Genomic DNA, 22,828 nt, shown 5'->3' on the forward strand with positions numbered 1-22,828 from the left:
CTCAAAACGCCCTCTGTTAAAGAGGCTTTTTTTCAGAAGGCTCTGACAAATATTGTCAGAGCCTATCTTGGTTTTGCTTTAAAAACAACGCGGTGGAGTTTTGAGGTTGCGCCAAAAACGCGGGCATTACTTATCGGGCAGGATGGCCAGACATGTATTATAGCGTTCTGGCACGAAAACTTACCACTTTCTCCGGCAATATGGTGGTGGGCTAAACAGCAAAATCCTTTGCTGCGCGTGAATGTGCTCATCAGCCGGAACTCTGACGGGCGGCTTATTGCAGAAATCGTCAGGAAATGGCAGGTGGGCTCTATTGCAGGCTCTTCTGATCGTAAAGGAAAAAATAAAGGTGGTGCAGCGGCTATACGCCGTATGCGCGCATGTTTAAAAAATGGCAGCCTGGTTACCATTACGCCTGATGGACCTCGGGGACCTCGACGTGTGGTGCAGCAAGGGGTCATGGCAATTGCTTCTATGGCGGATAAACCGGTGGTACCCGTAGGCGCATCTTGTTTAAATTTTCGTTTAAAATCATGGGATAAAATGTTTTTCCCTCTGCCGTTTGGCCGGGGTGTTTTTGTTTGTGGAGATCCGATTTATCCCGATAGAAAAAACGAAAAAGCAACACATCAGCTGACCGAAAGTCTGACCAGGCAAATGACGCTGGCGGAAGAAAAAAGACGCAGTAGCAAAACAGCACAGAATTTTTCTTTTATTAAACCAGTTAAAGTTGTTCCATCACGCTTGTGGTATGGTGCTGCAAGCGTTTTATCACCTGCTTTGCCATTTCTCCTTCGCTGGCGTCAGAGCAAAGGTAAAGAGCTGCCATCCCGTGTACGTGAGAAAATGGGGTTTGCGACATGCTCTCGTCCCAGTGGAAAGGTGATATGGTTCCATGCCGCCAGTGTTGGTGAAGTTGTTTCAGTTTTGCCGCTTGTCGAAAGTTGTCTGACATATAATCCTGACTGTCATGCGCTTGTGACAACAGGTACGGTGACAGCTGCTCAGCTTGTCGAAAAAAGAAAAAATACTTTAAAAACAAATAATAATATCATTCATCAGTTTGTGCCGTTTGATGTGCCCCGCTGGGGTAAGAGATTTTTGTCTTACTGGCAGCCTCAGGTTGCCGTTTTCACTGAGAGTGAGCTGTGGCCAAATCTTTTCGGCCTGTGTCATGCTAAAAATCTTCCGGTAATCCTGGTCAACGGGCGAATGTCAGAGCGTTCACTGGCCACATGGTCAAAAGCACCTGATGTTATTCGTCGTATGCTTGAGCGGTGTCGCTGGGTTTTTCCGCGCTCGGCGCAGGATAAAGCGCATTTTTCCGCCTTTGGCCGTCTGAATTATGGCCCCACAGGCGATATTAAAATGGCCGCCCCGCCTCTGCCTGTTGATGAAAAAGCTTTGCTGCAGGTGAAAAAATGCACTGAGGGGCGTCCGGTTTTTCTGGCAGCCTCCACGCATGAGGGTGAAGAAGAGATCATTTTGCAGGCGGCTGCTTTTGCAAGAAAAAAAATACCACAACTTCTGACAGTTATCGTTCCCCGGCATCCTGAGCGTGGTAATGTTGTTGCCGCTCTTGCCGGGGGGGCGCCACGCCGTTCGATGGGGGCGCTCCCTGATAGCACTATGCCCGTATGGGTGTGTGATACTCTGGATGAGCTGGGTTTGTTTTACCGTGTTTCAGACTGCGTATTTATCGGCAACAGCCTGGAAGAGGTTAAGGGGCATGGTGGCGGGCATAATCCGCTTGAGCCTGCCCGGCTTGATAATGCCCTGGCCACGGGGCCGCTGATCCAAAACTTTACCGATGCTTTTGAAATGCTTGGTCAGAGTGTCACAGTAACGCGTTCAGCAGAAAGCCTGGCAGAGTGGGTCATCTCTGTGTTGTCAGACAAACAGGTGATGATGGCGCGTGCGGTCGCCGCTAAAGAAGCTATTGCCGGTCACTCAGGTTTACTGATGACGTTAACAGAAAAAATTATGGCCCTGGTGCAGGCATGAGACAATCGCCTCTTTTCTGGCAAAAACAGCAAACAGGCTGGCAGTCATTACTGCTTTCACCTTTAGCCTGGGGCGTTAAGCTCATTGCCGCAGGAAAAGAGAGGCAGCGCAGTTTTAAGGCGCCTGTGCCGGTTTTATGCTGTGGTAATATAACAACCGGAGGCACCGGTAAGACAACGGTCGTAATCGACCTTGCTGTTCGCTTAAAAAATAAAAATATTACCCCGCATATTTTACTGCGTGGCTACGGGGGCAAACTCAAAGGGCCTGTTCAGGTTGATCTGACACGTCATACAGCTGAAGATGTAGGGGATGAAGCACTGCTGCTCGCAGCAGTGAGCCCGACATGGATCGGTGGAAACCGTGCTTTATCAGCGCGTGCGGCCGTGGCCCGTGGTGCACAGTGCCTGATTATGGATGATGGTTTTCAAAACTTTACCCTCCATAAAGATTTTTCTTTGCTGATTATTGATGGTGCGGCAGGCCTGGGAAACGGACAGGTTCTTCCTGCCGGTCCGTTGCGGGAAAGTCCGCAGCGGGCACTGTCACGTGCTTCTGCGATTATGATAATTGGTGAGGATAAGACAGGCTTTCTGTCACGTTATGCAGGTAGTTTCCCGCCAGAAAAAATCATACAGGCGGGTTTGCAAACCTGTTTTGCTGACAGCATTGCGCTGAGAGATAAAAACTGTATTGCTTTTGCCGGTATAGGCCGACCTGGTAAGTTTTTTGACAGCCTGGCGAAGGCTGGTATTACCCTGGTGAAAACCATATCTTTTGCTGACCATCATTTTTATAAAACTGCAGAGCTTGAGTGTTTGCAGGCTCTGGCGGGTGAACATCAGGCACAGCTTGTGACAACGCCTAAAGATTATGCCAGATTACCGGAGTTTTTTCGCTCCGTTGTCAGCGTAACAGATGTGGAGCTGGTCTGGCAGGATGATGCAGTGCCTGAGAAAATTTTGCATACACTCATGCCGGAGACAGGCTTGTGAGCTTTTTTAATAAGAAAACGGCTCTGATGAAAGCTGAGGCTCTGCTTTGCTCTGTTGTGCTGGCATGCCTGAAAAAAGCAGGTCCTGTGAGGGCTTCAGACATAGCCGGAAAATTTTGTCGGCTTCTTGGTCCGTTTCTGCCGCCGTCAAAAATTGCTGACCGTAATTTGCAGATGGCTATGCCTGAGCTGACATCAAAGCAAAGGCAGGACATTATTCGTGGAGTATGGGAAAACCTTGGGCGTACTGCTGGCGAGTTTCCTCATCTTTCCACACTCAGAGAAAATACGCCTGAGGGGCAGCCTGGTTATGAGGTGCAGGGAGCTGAGCATCTGAAGGCACTGGCTCAACATCAGGGGCCTGTTTTGTTTGTCTCAGGCCATATAGGAAACTGGGAGATGCTGCCCCCGGCTGTTGCACGTTACGGCACTCCTTTTGCTTCGTTTTACAGAGCGGCGGGCAACCGGAAGGTTGATGCGATGATCCGTTCTTTGCGTGATGCCGCGATGGGCCCCGACCCTGTGCCATTATTTGCTAAAGGAGCTGAGGGCGCCAGGGCGGCTTTACGTTATGTGGCAAAAGGTGGCAGGCTGGGCATGCTGGTTGATCAGAAAATGAATGACGGCATAGAAGCGCGCTTATTTGGTCTGCCTGCTATGACGGCCCCTGCACTGGCCAGTATGGCACTTAAATATCGTTGCCCGGTTATTCCGGGGTATGTTGTGCGTCTTGGCCCTGCCCGTTTGCGCATTGTGGTTGAGCCGCCCATGGTTTTGCCGCAAACAGGCGATAAACAGCAGGATCTGGCAACATTAGTGCAGATGATTAATGACCGCCTTGAAAGCTGGGTAAGACAAAAGCCTGAAAGCTGGTTGTGGTTACATCGGCGCTGGCCTAAATCGTTATATCGTAAAACACGCTGAGACAGATCCCAGCTGAATTTATATGTCGGAGTGCATGGTATGTCTTCTGTTCTGAGCCCCTCTGTTGCTTATCGTCTGGAGGCAGCGCGCGCAGTTGTAAGTGATGCAGCTCGTCTTGCTATGTCGATGCGCCCTCCTTCAGGCGGGCCGGTTGCAACGCAGAAATCTGCCCAGGACTGGCTGACAGAGACTGACGGTGCCGTTGAGGCCTTTATTGCAGAGCGGATGAAAACGTTATTCCCTGATGATGGTTTTCAGGGGGAGGAAGAAGGTGTCGTACGTGCCGGTGCTCTGCGCTGGGTTGTCGACCCGATTGACGGGACATCAAACTATGCGCGTGGTCGCAATCGCTGGTGCGTCTCTCTGGGGCTGCTTGAAGGTGATGAGCCAGTTGCCGGTGTGATAGAGGCGCCTGCTCTGGGTGAAGTATATACAGCGCTGCGAGGACATGGAGCATTTCTTAACGGCAGGCGCATTCAGGCTTCTTCGGTTAAAGATCCGGCCAGTGCCATGATTGAAATGGGCTGGAGTAATCGCGTTCCCAAAGATGTTTTTATTGAAAAAACTGACGCCATTATGGGGCTGGGTGCTATGCCTCGCTCAGGCGGGTCCGGCGCTCTGGCACTGGCAGATGTCGCCTGTGGTCGTCTCGATGGGTATGTCGAGATTGTTATTAACTTATGGGATGTTGCCGCTGCCCTGCCTTTGCTGGCTGAAGCGGGAGCCTGCGTTTCTCCCTTCCTGAAAACAGGCGGGTTAACCGGTGCCGCAACTATTCTGGCTGCGGCACCTCATATTGCCCGCCCTCTTTCTGAGGCAGTGAATATTCCTCTTGAATAAGAGGTTACAGTTCATCCTCTCTCTGTTAGCTTAATAAAATCAAAGGAAAAACACACCAGATGTTTTTCTGCCCGGGTATATGGAGATCATAATTATGCGGTCAGTTCGTCGTTTTTCTGCTTGTGCTTTAGCTGTCGGTGCAGTGGCCCTTTCCGGCTCTTCTTCGTCCTATGCGAGCGCAGCTCAGGATTATCAGACACTGGTTGATAAAGCCGCTCTGACTGTTCAGGATATTTTTCTTGGGGTAAAGCCGACCAGTGCTGTTGCGGTTGATCTGGCAAAAGCGCGTGCTGTCATGATCTGCCCTTCAATTTTCAGAATGTCAGTCGTGTTCGGTGGCTCCGGCGGTGGTTGCGTACTGCTGGCACGTGATGCCCGGGGCTCATGGTCTGATCCGGCATTTTATACAATGAGCTCCGGATCTTTTGGTATTCAGCTGGGCATTCAGAACTCTCAGACGATGTTCTTTATTATGACAGATCGCGGGCTGCAGGCTCTGCTTGACAGTCAGTTTCAGTTTAATGCGAATGCCAGTGCAAATTTTGCAACGATCAGCACGAATGCTGAAGCAGGTAATGCCGGAGCCAGAAACACTGACATTTATGTTGCACAGAAATCGCAGGGGGCTTTTGCCGGAGTTTCAATTGGTGGCAGCAAGCTGAAAGTAAACAGCGATGCAAACCGGCAATATTATAAACAGGTTGTTGGCCCGGAAGATATTCTCATTACAATGAGAGTTAATAATCAGGGTGCCGATCCGCTGCGAAGTGTACTGATGCGTTACAGCAAGCTTGCGGGCGTTAAGCAGGCGACATCGGCAGTGAAGACCTCTGCTGCGGCCTCAGATGCAGTTGTATCTGACACAGTGCCTTCTTACTCAGCATCTAAAGGTGTTGGCACGGTGAAAAGTGAATCTTTGTCTCCGGCTAAGTAGCCTTTAACGCATAAAGGGTTTTTTCTTTTACCTGAAAAAACCCTTATTTTCTTTTGTTCCGATAATAATTTTCAACATTTTTATTATGCTCTTTAAGGTCATTCGTAAAATTATGACCTCCCTCACCTGTTGCCATAAAATACAGGTCTGAACTTTTTGCCGGATGCGCTGCAGCATAAAGAGAGGAAAAACCAGGTGAGCAGACTGGCCCGGGAGGCAGCCCTTTATGCAGATAAGTATTATAGGGACTTTCGATCTGTAAATCAGCATGTGTTAAAGGCCGGTCAAGTGGCTCCAGTCCATTAGTAAGAGCAAAAATCACGGCAGGGTCAGTCTGTAGTTTCATCCCCTTGTGCAGGCGGTTAAGGAAAACACCAGCGACCTTAGAGCGTTCAGACGGCACAGAAGTTTCTTTTTCGATAAGAGATGCCAGAGTGATCAGCGCATTTTTGTCCGGTATTTTTTCATCTGCCTCACGATCTTCCCAGATTTTTTCTACGGCGTGGGTCATAGCCTCCTGAGTGCGTTTCAGAAGTTCATCACGAGAGGTATTGCGCAGGTAAAGATAGGTCTGAGGCAGTACACTCCCTTCCTCTGGTCTTGTTATATGCCCGCTCAGAAAAGAGGCGTTATTAATTAATGCCTGTATCTGTGCTGCTGATAAACCTTCCGGAATTGTCAGCTTATGCATAATAGGGCGGCCATGACGTAAAACAGAAAGTGTTTGTTTTATAGAAGCATGGGCAGGGAAAAGAAGTTCTGCAGCGTGTAGCTGCCCGTCTTTTTTTGTAAGGAAAATAAAGAAAGAGGTCAGGCGTGCATAGAGGGCCCCCTGAGGGATAACGCTTTCATGCTGCAGTGTATTAATAATGCGGGCGTGATCGCCATGGTGTACCAGTACTGCGGTGTCCTGTCTTAGTGGACCTGGTACGACATATGCTTTTTTAAGCAAAAAAAATGTGCCTCCTGCTCCGGCAAGGAGCAGAAAGCACAAAAGGACGAAAAATTTACGCATTAGTTTTTAATTTCCGGCAGAAATAAAAAACTTTATCAGACGCGACGTACAATCAGACTGGCATTGGTGCCACCAAAGCCAAAGCTGTTAGAAAGTGCCACATCAATTTTTCTTTGCTGCGCAGTATGCGCTACCCGATCGATCACACTCTCACGAGATGGATTATCGAGGTTCAGTGTAGGTGGGGCAACATTGTCACGAATGGCAAGCATGCTGAAAATCGCTTCGATAGCGCCAGCTGCACCCAGCAGATGCCCGGTTGCTGATTTCGTTGATGACATAGCCAGGGACCTGGCAGAATCACCAAACAGACGCTCAACAGCTTCAAGCTCCAGATCATCTGCCATGGTTGAAGTGCCATGAGCATTAACATAGTTGATATCAGAGGCTGTGATATCTGCACTTTTCAGGGCGGCAGTCATAGCGCGGAAAGCACCATCATGCCCTTCTGCCGGTGCTGTAATATGATAAGCATCGCCAGACATGCCATAGCCGATAACTTCAGCATAAATTTTTGCACCGCGGGCTTTGGCGTGCTCGTATTCTTCGAGCACAACAACCCCGGCACCCTCTCCCATGACAAAGCCATCGCGGTCTTTGTCCCATGGACGGGATGCCTTCTGAGGCGTATCGTTGAAACTGGTTGAAAGCGCTTTTGTTGCACAAAACCCTGCAATGCCTAATTTACAGACAGCAGCTTCCGTGCCGCCTGCAACCATTACATCAGCTTCGCCCAGAGCAATGATTTTAGCAGCATCGCCAATAGCATGTACACCTGAGGCACATGCTGTTACCACAGCGTGGTTAGGTCCTTTAAAGCCATATTTAATAGAAACATGACCTGAAACCAGATTAATCAGAGCAGATGGAATAAAGAAAGGTGAAACGCGGTTAGCGCGACCTTCTGCAACCTGTAATGATGTTTCATAAATCGTCTGCAGACCACCAATGCCTGAGCCGATCATTACACCTGTTGCGCAACGCTCTTCTTCAGTTGATGGTACCCAGCCGGAATCCTGAACAGCTTCTGTGGCCGCAATCATCCCCATACAAATGAAACGGTCCATTTTACGCTGGTCTTTGGTGGAAATCCACTCAGAGAGAGTTAATTTTCCCTCTGCGGCTGGCCCTTCAGGCACTTCACCAGCGACATGACAGGGAAGACCGGCAGGATCAAATGCGCTGATCTGAGCGATACCGCTTTCACCAGCAATCAGACGAGACCATACGTTCTCTACGCCGAGGCCCAGAGGCCCCACAATGCCCATGCCTGTAACGACAACGCGTCTACGGTCCTTGGCTGAATGTCGCAAATGAAATGGCTCCACATTTAAATAATTAATGTGGTCCCTCAACAGATCAGAGGGACCCTCTTAAAGACCTGAATAAGCTAATACTTATTTCAGGCAGCTTTTTGTTTTTCGATATAATCGATCGCATCTTTTACTGTTGCGATTTTTTCAGCTGCATCTTCAGGGATTTCGACATTAAAAGCTTCTTCGAAAGCCATTACCAGCTCAACGGTGTCGAGGCTGTCTGCACCCAGATCGTCAATAAAAGACGCTTCAGGTGTTACTTTGCTCTCTTCAACGCCAAGATGTTCAACGACGATTTTCTTAACTTTGTCAGCGATTTCGCTCATTTGTATCTATTTCCTGTGTGCCCAATATATAATTGGGACTGGTTATCCGAACCTAAAGCGGTCCGTCGTATCCTGATGCAACTTACGGTCTGAGCCTTAACGCTCATAGCCACTCAAAACAAGAGTGCCGGCCCATAGCATGTTTTTTATACACAAGCCAGTATCAACCACTCAAAATATATTCCAGATGGTTTCATGCAAGAACATCATATATGTCTACCTGGCATATTTGAAAAAAAAAAGCACGATTTCTATGGGCTGTTATCTGAAAGTCAGAGCATTGCCATGCCGCCGTTGACGTGTAGTACAGCGCCTGTCACCCATCTGGCCTCATCAGAGCATAGATAAAGTGCTGCTGCTGCAATATCCTTTGGCTCACCGAGCGTTCCCAGCGGAATTTTTGCCAGAAGTTTTTCTTTCTGGGCATCCGTCAGTACACTTGTCATCGGGGTATCAATAAAGCCCGGGGCAATGACGTTAACCGTCACACCGCGTGAGCCGACTTCCTGAGCAAGAGATTTGCTCATGCCGATCAGACCAGCTTTGGCGGCAGAGTAATTGGCCTGACCAGGATTGCCTGTTGCCCCCACGATTGAGGCAATATTGACAATGCGTCCTTTTCTTTTGCGGAGCATACCTTTCAGGGCAGCACGGCATAAACGGAAAGGAGAAGACAAATCGAGATTAATTACCTGATCCCATTCTTCGTCCTTCATGCGAATGGCAAGATTATCGCGTGTCAGACCGGCATTATTGATAAGAATATCAACAGGAGCCCCTGCGGCTTCTTCAGCGCGGGCAATCAGAGTGTCGGCTTCTTCGGGGGAGGAAAGATTAGCGACAACGTAGCTGGCGCGGCGGTCACCCAGCATTTCTGTGTGCGTCTGTAAAACCAGTTCACGCGTGCCGGTAAGAACAACATGAGCGCCATGCTCATGGAGTGTTGTTGCAATAGCGCCGCCTATACCACCTGTCGCGCCGGTGATCAGAGCAACTTTTCCTTCCAGATTAAACATATTCTGCAATTTTCCTCTTATAATTAACGTGTTTTATTAAAGTGTTTTCAGAAAATTTTCTATATCAGCCGGTGTGCCGACGGAAAGAACAGATGATTCGCTGCTGATCCGGCGAATCAGCCCGGAGAGCACTTTGCCTGCTCCGATTTCAATAAAAGACTCAACGCCGGCAGATACCATATTTTCCACACTTTCGCGCCAGCGAACCTGCCCGGTGACCTGGTTGATCAGGTTTGTACGAATTGTTTGAGTATCCGTTTCCTGCTCGGCGGTGACGTTAGCAATAACAGGTACGACCGGTGGCATAACAGGGGCTTTAGCCAGAGCTTCAGCCATCGTTTCCTGGGCCGGACGCATCATGGAGCAATGAAACGGGGCTGAGACGGGCAGTTTCAGAGCACGTTTAATTTTCATTTCTTTCGCTATGAGAATGGCTTTCTCAATGCCGTCAGTCTGCCCTGAAATAACAGTCTGCCCGCCACCATTATCATTTGCGATTTCAACAATTCCGTCACTGCTGGCAGCTTTACAGATTTCTCTTACCTGCTCAGGGGTTGCGCCAATAATAGCAGCCATAGCACCCTCACCTGCCGGCACGGCTTTCTGCATCGCCTGACCACGAAGGCGCAGCAAACGTGCCGTCTCTGCTATGTTCAGTGAGCGTCCGGCGGCAAGTGCGGCATATTCTCCCAGTGAGTGCCCCGCCAGAAAAGTGGCTTTCTTTTTAAGGTCAAGACCACCTTCAGTTTCAAGAACCCGTAAAACAGCCATTGAAACAGCCATAAGGGCTGGCTGTGCATTATCTGTTGCAGTTAAAGTTTCGGCCGGTCCCTCAAAGATGACCTTCGAAAGCTTTTCGCCCAGAGCCTCATCAACTTCCTCAAAGACAGCGCGGGCTGCGGGAAAAGCGGCTGCAAGGTCAGCACCCATGCCAACTGACTGGCTGCCCTGCCCCGGAAAAACAAAAGCATAAACGGTCATAGTCTTTTTACTTTGCTCAAAAATGGATGGTGTTTGTTATGGAAGCGAAGACCTTCGCATAGCATTGCCTCTGATATTATAGAAGATGATATCAGAGGCGTTGCTTATGACGGAGCCTGAAGCAGTACGCGGTTGAGACTTTCAAGAACGGAGAAAGTTTCACGCCATACTGTCTCGAATTTAGTGTCAGGAACGCCCCGGGTTGCAAGAATCTGTGCAATGTCACCGACAGACCGAACGCCATCAATTAAAGGTAAAATACCACGTGCCTGAGGCGGAAGAGCGATGGGAACCACCAGCGTACCAAAGGAAAATGGTAATATATGATCAGGCGTCATTTGCATCGCGAGTTCTGTACCGGGGATTTCTCTCATGACCGGCACAGAATCATGGGCCATAAAATCCGGTGGCAATGTCGGGTTAGTATTTTTTACGACATAGGCAACATGAGTGGCCATGTTCCCTGCGAGAGATTCGGCAAGAGCCGCCTGCTCTCTGAAGTTGAGAGAAGAAATGACAGCGCGTAATTTTGCGTCGGGCAGGAAGAGCGATGGATTATAACGCGCAGGCTCAAGCAGGCATGCTGTTTTCAGACCGGCGTTGTCGATCAGATCAAGAAACCTGGGCGCGGTATAAGCGCGGTCTCTCGGGTTGAGGAGGAGATCATACAAGCCAGCATCACCACCGCTCAGATGATCGCCGAAATTACCATTCTGGCGGAGCCAGGCGGTTGCCGGCAGATAACGCATAACGCGGCGTGCAATGTCCAGCCGTGTTTTTGGCGCGTCGCTTACAGGTGCAAGCTGATGCAACGCATCCTGCAGCATATAAACCCCCGTTCGGCCATAAGGTGCATAGACCATAAGGCCCATGCCGCCATCAGCAGCAAGGGAGTTATTCAGTATTTGTAACGCGGCTTCAGGGTCAGGAAGATGGTGGAGCACACCGCAGCAGTCGATATAATCAAACAGCCCGAGATTAAGAGAGGGAATCTGATCTATCGAAGCCTGAATGAAGCGGATATTTGTAAGTTTTCGTTCTTCTGCCCGCGCTTTTGCTACAGATAACGCTTTATCGGAACGGTCAAGACAAAGCACCTCACCCGAACGGTCAGCTCGTGTCATGTGTGTCGCAAGCATAATGGCGGCATCACCTGTGCCACATCCCGCGATCAATACGTTCAGTGGGGTCGTGCGTGGTCGCCTCGCTTTGAAAACCCAGTAATCAATTTCTCTGAGGTGACTGGGGCTGCCAATCAGCAGCCTTTTTCGTTCGTCCAGCGGGTTGCGCTCAGGGTAAGGATAAGACTCATACTGTGCAGCCAGACTATTGTCGCGCTCATCAGTTGTGTTGTGTTGTGACAAGGTCCGCTCCCCTTTTAGCGCGGAATCAGTTTGCCACGCTGCCATGCCTCAGCCGCTTCATCAGCAGAGAGGCCCTCTGTGCGCATGGCGTAATCCATGGCGCTGATGATCTTAGTGCTGAGCATAAGTTCATCAAGTTCGTCGCGCAGGTCAATATCCATTTCTTCAGCGAGGCCCGGGCGAAGCAGCATATGGGCAGCTTTATTCTGAGGAAGAACGTTTTTTGGCTCATCAAGGGATGACAGGCTGGCCTGATGAAGGAGGAAGCACGGATCGGTCAGAATCATAAGGGACGCGGTATTGTTATCTAACGCGTCTGCGAGAGCTGAAAGAGCCTGATCGTCTGGCATGCTCTGCAGGGTGAAACCGACTTCATTCAGGTTATATGCGGTAATAATTTTTTCGGCCTGCTGGCGCAGGGAATCCTGTACAATAATCGTGCGAGAGAAAGGAATTTCTTTTTCTGTCAGGTCGTTAAGCGACGCAAACCCTGAGTTGCTGTCTGGCAGATAGCAGCGCGTGCCAGGCTGAAATAAATTGCCAAGCTGCGTTACACCATTTGTAATCAGGGCGTCATCAGCTCCTGGCAGCCAGGCAGAGATATACAGATCAATTTCGCCATCGCTGAGCATCTGTCCGAGAATATCTTTAGGACCAATTGTGACTTCAGGTTCAATATCATGCGCTTCAATGACGCGGATAATGGCCGCTGCAGTCGCTTCATGTATCGTGTTTTCCGGATGAGCGAGCGTAAGAGTGGTTGTCATTTCAAGGGTTCCCTGGCAGCACAGCTAAGATTAAAGTTGTTGCAGCAGCAGAAAGCCCTTGATGCAATCCCTTAAAATAAGTTTCTGCCCTTAATATGCAGTAAAGCGACAGAAAATGGTGAAAACTATACCGGCAGAGCCGGTATCAGCCTGCTGCAACAATTTTTTCCTGACGTGGCAGCACGGGGCGGATCATCAGCAGGGCATCTGCAAAAGAAGAAAACTGACCGAGTGAATTTTCCCGTATGGCATCGACCACGACCCATTTATTGCCAAGAGAGAAAATTTTATAAGCCGGATCAGCGGTCTCGCGCACCCATACAACGACATATTCAGACGATGAGCCTGCACGTTTCTCGGTCGAAGAAAATACATCTGCATCACACAGGCCCATTGGCAGGCCGGCTTCGAGCCAGCGTGAAAGATAGTCGCGGTGATGAGGGAGGATTTCCAGCTGGAATGGAAGTATCTGGCAGGCGGACGATGCTTCGTTCGTGTGCAACATAATCTTACATCCTGTCATTACATTATCAGAGGCGCTGTGTTGCCTCTGTTTGTATCGGATGCAGATCCGGACCGCTACGGTAAAGTTTCTTTTTCGCCTCCAAAAGAGGCAGAAAAGAGCCTGAGTTGCACAAAAAACACACCACCTTGAGTGGAAGGTAAAATAATTGCCTAAAAATTAATCAATAGTTTATTTTTTAGGCTTTCGTGTTAAAATTTCGCAGAGATCATGACAGAGCCGTAGTTAAACAGGCCTGAGCGCGCTCCTTTAAACTGCTGAGTCTGCCATACCTGGCTGTAAGAAACACGAAGGCCGTAAAACATGACGGCCAGACCGGCGTGAATTTCACCAACATCCCACCGTTTATCAACGTGCAGAGAGTTGCTGCGCATTGTGTTGCCCTGAAGGCTGGCATCATAGGCAACAGCCTGCCCTGTTACGCCGCCAAAGACGTACCATGCAAAGGGACGCGTTGCTTTATAGGCATCTGTTCCGTCTGTACCTGATGCAGTGATAGTGGGAACACCAAAGTCACTGTTTAGCCCCTGACCGATGCGAATCATGTCGCCGATTTTGCCATAAATCTGAAAATCGCCGGCTGCGGCCGCAACTGATGGCAGGGTATCCATCTCAATGCCGTAGACTTTGACAATTGGCAGGCGCCAGACCCGACCAGCCTGAACCTGGAAGATGATCTGATTCTGCAGCTGATGACTCCAGCCTTTGTTGGTTGTGTCGCCAATCATGTTGTGAAAGCCGTTCTGAACCTGTCTGGCCAGAGAGGCTGGTCCCATAACGCCGGCCTGAATACCAAAAACGCTGCGGGATAAATCGGTATCGTTGATGAGATTGATTGTTCCCAGCAAGACGCCGCTGTAGGGGCGTGTGCGTAACAGGCTGTTATGTGGCTGCCCGGGTGCCCAGGGGCTGCGAACCTGTGTGTCACTTGGGGTGAAGATCAGCTGCTGTATACCCATGCTGATTCGCTGCACACCTTCACCCAGAATGGCTTTGTTGATTTTCGCAATAGGAGCGGGAAGCGTATCTGTGCCCGATGTCCAGTTTATGCGCAGGCCACTGGTATAATACTGATCGGATGTACCTTTCAGAGTTGAGACCGCATCGTTCTCACCCTGGACAGTCCATGTCCCTGTTTTATCCTGTAAAGGTGTGGCATGCGCGCTTTTCGCTGCACTGACGCTTATAAAGAGGCATCCTGTCAGCAGGAGAGTCTTTGTGGCTTTATGCCGGAGCGCAGAAGGGGCGGCGATGGCGGGCATTATCACTCTCTTTGATTTTTAATACAGCAGGATATCAGCAAGGACTCCTTATTAATTGAAAATTATGTGCCAGGTAAAGCTGCTATTTGCCTTACTGATGCGCATACTCCGCAGCTGGCCACTAAGTTTTTAAGGTTTTTTTCACGTTTTTGTGAGTATCTTTACAAAGATGATGCAAATCTTTTGGTTTTCGTGCTTTCCTGTAGCGGCGTTGCGGTTAGTTATGCTAGCGTTGACGCGAGGAAGTTATTCCAAAGGGTGTATGTCGTGCAGTTCATGGTCAGTTTTATAAAAATGATGCCGGAACCTGCACTGCCGTTTGGCAAGCTTTCCGTTTTTCAATATCTGGAGAAGGTAAAACCTGTCTCCATGTTCCAGGATCAAGACCGTTGAGAAGTAACAGGACCGACCGCAGCTCTCGTTCTCCGCGCCGCGGCGGATTTGACGATGATTTTATGTCTGCACCGCCAGCATCATATGGCGAGCGCCCTTCCTTTGGTGACCGTGGGGGCTTCGCTCCCCGCAGACCAGCTGGTGGTGGTGGCCCGCAGGTTATTGCCTCTGGCGCAGAGATTGGCGCTATAGTCAAATGGTTTAACAATGAAAAAGGCTACGGCTTTGTTGAGCTGTCTGACGGTTCAGGCGATGTGTTCCTGCATGCCAATGCCCTTTCTCAGATCGGCCATGACGGTGTAAATCCAGGTGCAACTCTGGTTGTGCGTATTGGTCAGGGCCCTAAAGGTCGTCAGGTTGCAGAGGTTATCTCTGTTGACGAAAGCACAGCGACAGCACAGGAAGCGTCAGATCGTCCACGCGGCGGTTTTAACGCAGGTGGTGGTAACCGCGGTGGTTTTGCCCGTGCGCCTCGCCCGGCTCCGGATATGTCGCATGCAGAAGAAGTGCGCGGTACTGTTAAATGGTACAACTCCACAAAAGGTTTTGGCTTTATTACACCTGATGGCGGTGGTAAGGACATTTTTGTTCACGCTTCAGCCCTTGAGCGTTCAGGTCTGACCAGCCTTAATGAAGGACAGTCAACCCACGTTAAAGTTGTTCAGGGTCAGAAAGGCCCGGAAGCAGCTCAGGTTGACCCTGCCTGATTTTTCTGAGTAATCAGAATGAAAAGCCCCGCTTTATGCGGGGTTTTTTATTGGTCAGATTTTATAAAAAATGACTGAGTCCGGGAGAGGGAATTCCTCAGTAGTCTCCCCTGCCCTTGTCACGTAAAACCCGAGCCTTATTTCGTTGCCAGTCACGCTCAGCAATAGCATGGCGCTTATCGACATTTCTCTTGCCTTCACCAAGGCCAAGAGTGACTTTGGCAACACCTCTTTGATTAAAATGAATATCCAGCGGCACCAGAGTGGCGCCCTCTTTGGCAACAGCGCCAAGGTATTTTTGTACCTGCTTGCGGTGCAGCAGCAGCTTGCGAGGTGCCTTCGTATCAAAACGCGAGAGTACTCCCCCCTGATACTCCGGGATATAGCTGTTAAAAAGCCACAGCTCACCGTCACGCTCGCCTGCATAGGCCTCTGTAATTGTTGCGCGCCCAAGACGTAAACTTTTTACTTCAGCGCCTTTAAGTACCAGGCCAGCTTCAACTGTCTCTTTAATGGCATAGTTGAAGCGCCCTTTACGATTCTGCGCGGCGATACCGTGTGAGATCATCGCGCTTTTACGAGGTTTCTGGGCCATTAGCTGAGTAATCCGGTATCCATAAGTGCTTGTTTAACCTTTTGACGTGAGGTTTCTGTCAGGGGGGCAAGCGGCAGACGAGTCGTTTCGCCGGCCAGTCCGAGAAGGCTGGCAGCGTATTTTACAGGCGCGGGATTGCTTTCACAGAACAGTGCATCATGAAGTGGTAGCAGCTTATCCTGTAAGGCAATGGCTTCATCTGTTTTATTATATTGCCATGCTTTTTGCACCGCAGCGCATAAAGCAGGAGCAATATTGGATGTCACGCTGATGCAGCCATCCCCGCCGGCAGCAAGGAAGGCAACTGCTGTGCCATCTTCACCTGAGAGCTGGTTAAAGGGTTTGTCGATGGCACGGCGGAGCTGAAGGGGGCGCAGAAGGTTAGCTGTTGCGTCCTTTACCCCGGTGATATTGCCATGTTTCGCCAGGCGGGCAAACGTCTCAACGCTGATTTCAACGACAGAACGACCAGGGATGTTATAGAGGATAACAGGAATGGAAATGGCGTCAGCAATTGCTGTGAAATGCCGGTAAAGACCTTCCTGCGTAGGTTTGTTATAGTAAGGCGTAACAACAAGAGCAGCAGAAGCCCCGGCTTTCTCTGCATGTCTGGCCAGGTCAATAGCTTCAGCTGTGCTGTTCGAGCCTGCTCCGGCAATAACGGGTACCCGTCCGCCTGCAATTTTGATGGTTCGCTCCACCACGGCATGGTGTTCGTCATGCGAAAGTGTCGGGCTTTCACCGGTTGTGCCCATAGCACATAACGCCGACGTGCCTTCTTTGATCTGCCAGTCCACCAGCTTTTCCAGAGAAGGAAAATCAAGGCTTCCGTCTTGATTCATGGGAGTAATAAGGGCCGTAACTGAGCCGGTAAAGCGTGTATGAGACATAATCTGTCAGCTGTCCTGGGCGGTGGTGGTGGTGCGTGTCGTACCAGAAGTGATATCGGTAATTTCCCGGCGAAAGGGCGACTGGGCATAGACACCCAGGATATTTGACTCGCGGGAGAAAAATTCAAGCTCGGCAATAGCCTTTGAAAGTGAGGGACTTTCAGGATGCCCCTCTACATCCATCAGAAAGCGCGTCGCAGCAAAATCCCCTGGCGACATGTAGCTTTCAAGGCGGGTCATATTAATGTTGTTGGTCGCAAAGCCTCCCAGCACTTTATAGAGTGCGCCGGGAATATTTCTGACGTTAAAAATAAGCGTAGTCATAATATTTTTAGCGTCAGCTGCTGGCCGGGCTGCTGTTTCCGAGACGATATAGAAGCGTGTCGTGTTGTGTCGGGCATCTTCAACATTATGCTTCAGAATAGTCAGCCCGTTGAGTGTGCCTGCCAGCTCTGACGCTACGGCAGCCTCCTCCGGGTTGTTCCATGCAGCAACCATTTCTGCAGCACCGGCAGTGTCAAATTCCACAACCGGCGTGAGTTTATAGTCGTGCAGCAGTCCCATGATCTGTCCCATAGCGACAGAATGCGTATGAACTCTTTTGATATCTTCTATTTTTGTGCCTGGAACAGCGAGTAAGCAGTGCTCAACACGCTGAAAATGCTCGCCAATAATTGAAAGGCCGGCATTAGGCAGCAACGTATGAATGTCAGGAACCCGGCCTGCCAGGCTATTTTCGCATGCCAGCATAGCCTGCTCTGCCCGCCCCTGGTGCACGGCGTCAATGGCTTCAGCAAAGGTTTTGCATGGCAGAGTAATCCATCCCGGTCGGGCTGCGCGGCAGGCCAGATCGGAATAAGCGCCAGGACGCCCCTGAAAAGCTATCGTATTTTTTGTCATGCTATGCCGTTACCCAGTTCTTTGCGGGCGCGCTCAAGGTCTTCGGGGGTATCTACACCAAAGGGAGCATGAGAGATATGCCCGCAGCCAATGCATAACCCGGCTTCAAGGGCGCGAAGCTGTTCGAGTTTTTCACGTTTTTCCAGGCCGGATTCGGGCAGGCTGATAAAATGCTTCAGTGCCTCTCTGCGCCATCCGTACACGCCGACATGATGCCAGAATACACCTTCGCCCCACGGAATAACATTGCGGGAGAAATAAAGAGCGAGTGCGCTGGTGGCATTTTCGCGAAAGTTACAGGCCACTTTAACGACAGAGAAAGCTGTTTTTTCTTCATCTGAAGTAATGGGAGCGACAAGTGTACCAATATCATAAGCCGGGTTGTCCATGACCCGGGCCAGGGTGTGCAGGTGCTCAGGGGCAAATGTTGGCAGATCCCCCTGCAGATTAATAATCAGGTCATGGTTGCCGGCAGGGTCCACCAGCTGGGCTGCATGCCAGGCTCTGTCTGAGCCTGATGGCAGTTCAGGAGGAGTCAGACACGCCTGACCACCGGCGTTGATGACGACATCACAGATTTCCTGGTCAGCTGCGGCAACAATGACGGGACCGATTCCTGCCGCCTGTGCGGCTTCCATGACATGCAAAATCATCGGCTTCCCGGCAATATCAGCCAGTGGTTTGCCCGGTAAGCGCGTAGAGGCAAGCCTCGCAGGAATGATGACAAGAGGTGATGTCATCGGCTTGCTCGATATTCAGCCACAGATTATAGCCTTGAATTAAGCAGTGAATACTGGACCCGCAGCAGGATGCGGAGCGGACGCCTCAGAATGAAGCGGTTTGCAGTCTAGAAAAGGTGCGCATGAAACGCAACCAGAGGCGTGGGTTGAGCAGAAGATGAAGAGTATATTTCTTAACAGGCTGGGTGCCGCAGTTGTGCTTAGTCTGGGTATGGCAGGAGTTTCCTGGGCTGCGGGTAGTGCCGTGGTGCCTGATACGGCCCCTGCTCATCCGGCTTTTTCTGTTCCTGGAATGGAAAAAGCCTCTGCAGAGGTCGCGCTGAAAAAAGGCAATGCTGAACGTGGTGCTGTTCTGGCTCAGCAGTTTTGTGGCATCTGCCATCAGTTTAAAGCGGGACAGGAAAGTGTAGGCCCCGACCTCGCCGGCATAGCAGGACGAAAAATTGCTTCTGTGACGGTTTATTCATACTCCCCTGCTCTGGTGGCTCTGAATAATCAGTCATGGACAGATCAGAAATTATCAGACTGGCTGACATCACCCATGCATTTTGCCCCCGGTACGCGTATGTCATTTCCCGGCCTGCCTTCAGCCGATCAGCGCGCTGACCTGATCGCATTCCTTCATACTCTTGGTCATGCTGATGAAAAAGCATCACCGCCAGCGCAGTAAAGACTGAGCCATGAAGCCTGATACCTGCGATTTTTTTCGTGATGTTGCTGTAATGATGGCTGATGCGGCCCGCACAGTCATCCGTCCCTGGTTCAGGGCACCTTTTGACGTTGTAAGTAAGGCTGATAAAAGCCCGGTTACTGTGGCTGACCGCACTGCAGAACGGGTTATGAGGGCAATACTGGCTGAACTTTTGCCAGAACATGGCGTGTTTGGTGAAGAGTTCGGCCTTGAGAATGAGAAGGCACGCTATCGCTGGCTGCTCGACCCGGTTGATGGCACACGGTCCTTTGTGACAGGCCGGCCTTTATTTGGCACACTGATCGCGCTGCTGGAGGATGGAGAGCCGGTTATTGGTCTTATCGATCAGGCTGTCACCCAGGAGCGCTGGCTGGGTGTAAAAGGCCAGAAAACACTCTTTACTTCCCCGCTGGGAGGGAATGCACAGACCCGCGCCTGTCATGAGCTGGCACAGGCTGAAATGTCATGTACCTCCCCCGAGATGCTTGAAATGGCACCCCATGAAGGCTGGAAAGTGCTTAAGCAGAATACTGCTCGTATGACGTGGGGGGGGGACTGCTATGCATATGGCCTCCTTGCGCTGGGGCAGATCGACCTCATTACTGAATGTGATATGAACCCATGGGACTGGGCTGCACTTGTGCCTGTTATCGAGGGGGCCGGTGGTAAAATTACAGCCTGGGACGGGAGCAGCCTGAGAGCAGATGGTGACAGGACTGTACTGGCAGCCGGTAACGCCGTGCTGCATGAAAAAGCAGTCAGAATGTTACGGTCTTCTCAGGATATCTGACAGGGCAGAGCTTGGAATTTTTCTTCGTTATGCGATATGTGATCGCGTTGCCACAACAGGGATGGTCATTCCGACATGAATACACACTTATCTCTCTCTAAGGATAAGATTCGCATTCTTCTGCTTGAAGGCGTGCATGACAGTGCCGTCGCGCTGCTTAAAGCCAGCGGGTACGAGAATGTTGTCCGTCATAAGGGAGCCCTGGAGGGGGAGGCCCTTACAAAAGCACTTGAAGGTGTGCATATTGTCGGGATCCGTTCCCGCACACAGCTGACAAAAGAGGTCATAGAAAAAGCAGATCGCCTTATTGCTATCGGCTGTTTCTGCATTGGTACCAATCAGGTTGACCTTGAAGCCGCCCGGATGAACGGTATTCCGGTTTTTAACGCGCCATATAGTAACACACGCTCTGTCGCCGAACTGGTGATGGGTGAAATCGTTATGCTGATGCGCCGTATTTTCCCCCGTTCAGTCGGCTGCCATAACGGTGACTGGAATAAATCAGCGACTGACAGCTGGGAAGTGCGCGGTAAAACTCTGGGTATTGTTGGCTATGGCTCTATTGGCTCACAGCTTTCTGTGCTCGCTGAAGCCTTTGGCATGCGCGTTATTTATTTTGACGTGACAGATAAGCTGGGGCATGGCAACGCGGGAGCCGTTGATACGCTGGAAGAACTGCTGGCAGAAAGTGATGTGGTCAGCCTGCATGTGCCGCAGTTGCCATCTACAAAAAATCTGATGGGTGCCAGCCAGATTAAGGCTATGAAAAAAGGCTCCTTTCTCATCAATAATGCACGTGGCAATGTTGTTGATCTGGATGCTCTTGCTGAGGCTCTCAAAAGCCGCCACCTGCTCGGTGCTGCAATTGACGTGTTCCCTAAAGAGCCTAAAGGCCCGGCTGAAAAATTTGAATCTCCGCTGCTTGGCCTGGAGAATGTTATTCTGACACCGCATATCGGTGGTTCTACCGCTGAAGCGCAGGAGCGTATCGGGGTTGAAGTAGCCCGTAAGCTTGTTGAGTATTCTGATGTTGGCTCGACTTTTGGTGCCGTGAACTTCCCGGGTGTTCAGTTGCCTGAAAGCCCCGGAGGTACGCGCTTTATGCATGTGCACCATAATGTGCCCGGCATGATGATGCGCCTCAATGAAATTTTCCTTCAGGAAAAAAGTAACGTAACCGCACAGTTTCTTCAGACCGATGGTGAAATTGGTTATGTTGTCATTGAAGCTGATACCCAGCGTAACACAGAGCTTGATGACCGTATTCTTGCCGCTCTGCGCTCTCTTGAGGGTACAATCCGCGCAAGATTGATCTATAAAGGTCATTAATTTTATGTAATAAATGCGGATATGATTAATGCTCGTATCCGCAGTTTTTCTTTTTCAGGTATCGAGGCAAGGCCTGTCTGGGTTGAAGTCCAGATCTCGACAGGTCTGCCTTCGTTTCAGATTGTTGGCCTGCCGAATAAAACCGTTGGTGAAGCGCGTGAGCGGGTCAGAGCCTCCTTTGCTTCCGTCGGGTTATCTCTCCCTCCTAAGCGTATCGTTGTTAATCTGGTGCCGGCGGACCTTCTTAAAGAAGGCTCACATTTCGATCTGCCTATAGCACTCGCTCTTCTTGTCGCTATGGGTATTATCCCCCCAGAACAAATAACTGAGTTCGCAGCGTTAGGAGAGTTGTCGTTAAACAGCTCTCTGCATCCTGTCGCAGGTGTTTTATCAGCTGCGATTGAGGCGGCTTCAATGACGCTGGGTCTTATTTGTCCGCATGCGCAGGGAGAAGAAGCTCTGTGTGGGGGCAATATTCCGGTTCTGGCAGCGACTAATCTGCTTGAGCTGGTTAATCACTTCAATGGTGCGCAGGTCTTGCCGCAGCCGGTTTTTTCTTCCCCCGAAACAGAGGCACACTCAGAGAAGCTCCCTGACTTATCAGACGTCAGAGGGATGGAGACAGGCAGGCGCGCGCTCGAAATAGCTGCTGCAGGCGGGCACTCTCTTTTATTTTCAGGTCCTCCTGGTGCAGGAAAGTCAATGCTTGCAGCCTGCCTGCCCTCTCTTTTGCCAGATTTAACAGCGCAGGAAAGTCTTGAGGTTTCACGTATTTATAGCGCTGCCGGGTTGTTGCAGGGCGGGCGACCTCTCAGGCGCCCCCCTGTACGTGACCCTCATCATTCCGCCAGTCAGGCCGCTTTAACTGGCGGAGGCATGAAAGCCGCTCCCGGAGAGATTAGCCTGGCGCATCATGGTGTGTTGTTTCTGGATGAGCTGCCTGAATTTTCAAGGACCGTGCTTGAGGCTTTACGTCAGCCGCTTGAAACAGGCCGTATCAGTATTGCCAGGGCAACGGCTCATGTGACCTACCCTGCCCGTTTTCAGCTGGTTGCAGCGATGAATCCCTGCCGGTGTGGCTATATGGGTGATGCAGAAAAAGAGTGCAGAAAAGCCCCGCGTTGTGCGGAGGATTATATGGCCCGGCTGTCGGGGCCGTTGCTGGACAGAATAGATTTGTTCGTAGCGTTTAATCCGTTCACACCGCTTGATTATATGGTCCGGCCAGCAGGTGAAAGCAGCGCTGCTGTGGCTCAGCGTGTGCTTGCTGCTCGTAAGCGGCAGCAGGTCAGGCAGGACGATGTGAAAAATGCTGAGGCAAAGCCAGAAAACATGAGCATGTCAGCCGATGCTGAAGCTACGGCACAGAAAATAGCGGCCCGTTTTCATTTTTCAGCACGTGGTTACACACGTATGATACGCATTGCACGGACAATAGCCGATCTCGCCTGCGCAGAAAATATAGGGCCCCCGCATATTGCGGAGGCCGCGATCTATCGTTCGAGGTCAGGAAGTTAATTGACCATT

24 protein-coding genes are annotated in these 22,828 nt (G+C 50.5%); 11 read left to right on the forward strand and 13 right to left on the reverse strand.

Annotation, left to right across the window (positions count from 1 at the left end; genetic code table 11):
• Nucleotides 1-51 precede the first annotated feature (51 nt).
• The 5 genes from GOB58_RS08260 (at nt 52) to GOB58_RS08280 (ending at nt 5,696) form a co-directional block, all read left to right on the forward strand.
• Entirely contained in the window at nt 52-2,004 is a 1,953-nt protein-coding gene (locus GOB58_RS08260) for a glycosyltransferase N-terminal domain-containing protein (RefSeq protein ID WP_265793104.1), read from the forward strand.
• Entirely contained in the window at nt 2,001-2,999 is a 999-nt protein-coding gene (gene lpxK, locus GOB58_RS08265) for a tetraacyldisaccharide 4'-kinase (protein ID WP_173559888.1), read from the forward strand. Before GOB58_RS08260 ends, lpxK begins: the two co-directional genes overlap by 4 nt.
• Nucleotides 3,000-3,025: 26 nt before the next feature.
• Complete coding sequence (locus tag GOB58_RS08270) at nt 3,026-3,922, forward strand: lysophospholipid acyltransferase family protein (RefSeq protein WP_173559940.1); 897 nt, start codon at nt 3,026-3,028, stop codon at nt 3,920-3,922.
• A gap of 39 nt (nt 3,923-3,961) precedes the next feature.
• Complete coding sequence (locus GOB58_RS08275; protein WP_173559889.1) at nt 3,962-4,762, forward strand: inositol monophosphatase family protein; 801 nt, start codon at nt 3,962-3,964, stop codon at nt 4,760-4,762.
• Between the two features lie 94 nt (nt 4,763-4,856).
• A complete protein-coding gene (locus GOB58_RS08280; RefSeq protein WP_173559890.1) occupies nt 4,857-5,696 on the forward strand; it encodes a lipid-binding SYLF domain-containing protein in 840 nt (279 codons plus the stop codon).
• 43 nt (nt 5,697-5,739) lie between these two features.
• On the opposite strand, the gene mltG is transcribed toward GOB58_RS08280, so the two are convergent.
• From mltG to GOB58_RS08325, 9 genes are all read right to left on the reverse strand, one after another.
• Nucleotides 5,740-6,711: an endolytic transglycosylase MltG gene (mltG, locus tag GOB58_RS08285; RefSeq protein ID WP_173559891.1), complete on the reverse strand. Its 972-nt coding sequence runs from the start codon at nt 6,709-6,711 to the stop codon at nt 5,740-5,742.
• A gap of 35 nt (nt 6,712-6,746) precedes the next feature.
• Nucleotides 6,747-8,024, reverse strand: a complete 1,278-nt coding sequence (gene fabF, locus GOB58_RS08290) for a beta-ketoacyl-ACP synthase II (RefSeq protein WP_255375961.1) — start codon at nt 8,022-8,024, stop codon at nt 6,747-6,749.
• An 89-nt stretch (nt 8,025-8,113) separates the two neighbouring features.
• Nucleotides 8,114-8,353: an acyl carrier protein gene (locus GOB58_RS08295; RefSeq protein WP_006557907.1), complete on the reverse strand. Its 240-nt coding sequence runs from the start codon at nt 8,351-8,353 to the stop codon at nt 8,114-8,116.
• 272 nt (nt 8,354-8,625) lie between these two features.
• A complete protein-coding gene (gene fabG, locus GOB58_RS08300) occupies nt 8,626-9,369 on the reverse strand; it encodes a 3-oxoacyl-[acyl-carrier-protein] reductase (RefSeq protein ID WP_173559892.1) in 744 nt (247 codons plus the stop codon).
• A gap of 36 nt (nt 9,370-9,405) precedes the next feature.
• Nucleotides 9,406-10,350 carry an ACP S-malonyltransferase gene (gene fabD, locus GOB58_RS08305; protein ID WP_086554205.1) on the reverse strand — a complete coding sequence of 315 codons (945 nt, stop codon included), beginning with the start codon at nt 10,348-10,350 and terminating at the stop codon, nt 9,406-9,408.
• Between the two features lie 104 nt (nt 10,351-10,454).
• A complete protein-coding gene (locus GOB58_RS08310) occupies nt 10,455-11,714 on the reverse strand; it encodes a class I SAM-dependent methyltransferase (protein ID WP_242005275.1) in 1,260 nt (419 codons plus the stop codon).
• Between the two features lie 14 nt (nt 11,715-11,728).
• Nucleotides 11,729-12,481, reverse strand: coding sequence for a glycine betaine ABC transporter substrate-binding protein (locus GOB58_RS08315; RefSeq protein WP_173559894.1), 753 nt, complete (start codon nt 12,479-12,481; stop codon nt 11,729-11,731).
• Nucleotides 12,482-12,626: 145 nt separating this feature from the next.
• Nucleotides 12,627-12,986: a hypothetical protein gene (locus GOB58_RS08320; protein ID WP_086554208.1), complete on the reverse strand. Its 360-nt coding sequence runs from the start codon at nt 12,984-12,986 to the stop codon at nt 12,627-12,629.
• A gap of 209 nt (nt 12,987-13,195) precedes the next feature.
• Nucleotides 13,196-14,266 (reverse strand): lipid A deacylase LpxR family protein, encoded by a 1,071-nt coding sequence (locus GOB58_RS08325; protein ID WP_086554209.1) that lies wholly within the window; start codon nt 14,264-14,266, stop codon nt 13,196-13,198.
• 66 nt (nt 14,267-14,332) lie between these two features.
• Here GOB58_RS08325 and GOB58_RS08330 point away from each other — a divergent pair, with 66 nt between their 5' ends.
• Entirely contained in the window at nt 14,333-14,659 is a 327-nt protein-coding gene (locus tag GOB58_RS08330; protein WP_173559895.1) for a hypothetical protein, read from the forward strand.
• The gene (locus GOB58_RS13225; RefSeq protein WP_086554211.1) at nt 14,656-15,366 is read left to right on the forward strand and encodes a cold-shock protein; all 711 of its coding nucleotides are present in this window, start codon (nt 14,656-14,658) and stop codon (nt 15,364-15,366) included. Before GOB58_RS08330 ends, GOB58_RS13225 begins: the two co-directional genes overlap by 4 nt.
• 97 nt (nt 15,367-15,463) lie before the next feature.
• Here the strand turns inward: GOB58_RS13225 and smpB are convergent, their stop codons facing one another.
• From smpB to GOB58_RS08355, 4 genes are read right to left on the reverse strand one after another with little or no spacing between them, the layout of a single operon-like run.
• Nucleotides 15,464-15,961 (reverse strand): SsrA-binding protein SmpB, encoded by a 498-nt coding sequence (gene smpB / locus GOB58_RS08340; RefSeq protein WP_086554212.1) that lies wholly within the window; start codon nt 15,959-15,961, stop codon nt 15,464-15,466.
• Nucleotides 15,961-16,851 (reverse strand): 4-hydroxy-tetrahydrodipicolinate synthase, encoded by an 891-nt coding sequence (dapA, locus tag GOB58_RS08345; protein ID WP_173559896.1) that lies wholly within the window; start codon nt 16,849-16,851, stop codon nt 15,961-15,963. The genes smpB and dapA overlap by 1 nt, the downstream gene beginning before the upstream one ends.
• Nucleotides 16,852-16,857: 6 nt before the next feature.
• Nucleotides 16,858-17,751 (reverse strand): prephenate dehydratase, encoded by an 894-nt coding sequence (locus tag GOB58_RS08350; RefSeq protein ID WP_086635343.1) that lies wholly within the window; start codon nt 17,749-17,751, stop codon nt 16,858-16,860.
• Nucleotides 17,748-18,491, reverse strand: coding sequence for a 3-deoxy-manno-octulosonate cytidylyltransferase (locus GOB58_RS08355; protein ID WP_173559897.1), 744 nt, complete (start codon nt 18,489-18,491; stop codon nt 17,748-17,750). Before GOB58_RS08355 ends, GOB58_RS08350 begins: the two co-directional genes overlap by 4 nt.
• A 157-nt stretch (nt 18,492-18,648) precedes the next feature.
• Here GOB58_RS08355 and GOB58_RS08360 point away from each other — a divergent pair, with 157 nt between their 5' ends.
• The 4 genes from GOB58_RS08360 (at nt 18,649) to GOB58_RS08375 (ending at nt 22,819) form a co-directional block, all read left to right on the forward strand.
• Nucleotides 18,649-19,161, forward strand: a complete 513-nt coding sequence (locus tag GOB58_RS08360) for a c-type cytochrome (protein ID WP_086635408.1) — start codon at nt 18,649-18,651, stop codon at nt 19,159-19,161.
• A gap of 10 nt (nt 19,162-19,171) precedes the next feature.
• Nucleotides 19,172-19,972 (forward strand): inositol monophosphatase family protein, encoded by an 801-nt coding sequence (locus tag GOB58_RS08365; RefSeq protein WP_173559898.1) that lies wholly within the window; start codon nt 19,172-19,174, stop codon nt 19,970-19,972.
• Between the two features lie 75 nt (nt 19,973-20,047).
• Nucleotides 20,048-21,301 (forward strand): phosphoglycerate dehydrogenase, encoded by a 1,254-nt coding sequence (serA, locus tag GOB58_RS08370; protein WP_086554217.1) that lies wholly within the window; start codon nt 20,048-20,050, stop codon nt 21,299-21,301.
• A 21-nt stretch (nt 21,302-21,322) separates the two neighbouring features.
• Nucleotides 21,323-22,819 carry a YifB family Mg chelatase-like AAA ATPase gene (locus GOB58_RS08375; RefSeq protein WP_173559899.1) on the forward strand — a complete coding sequence of 499 codons (1,497 nt, stop codon included), beginning with the start codon at nt 21,323-21,325 and terminating at the stop codon, nt 22,817-22,819.
• Nucleotides 22,820-22,828: the final 9 nt, after the last annotated feature.

Origin of the sequence: Acetobacter thailandicus, assembly GCF_011516655.1 — a bacterium.
Lineage (GTDB): Bacteria > Pseudomonadota > Alphaproteobacteria > Acetobacterales > Acetobacteraceae > Acetobacter > Acetobacter thailandicus.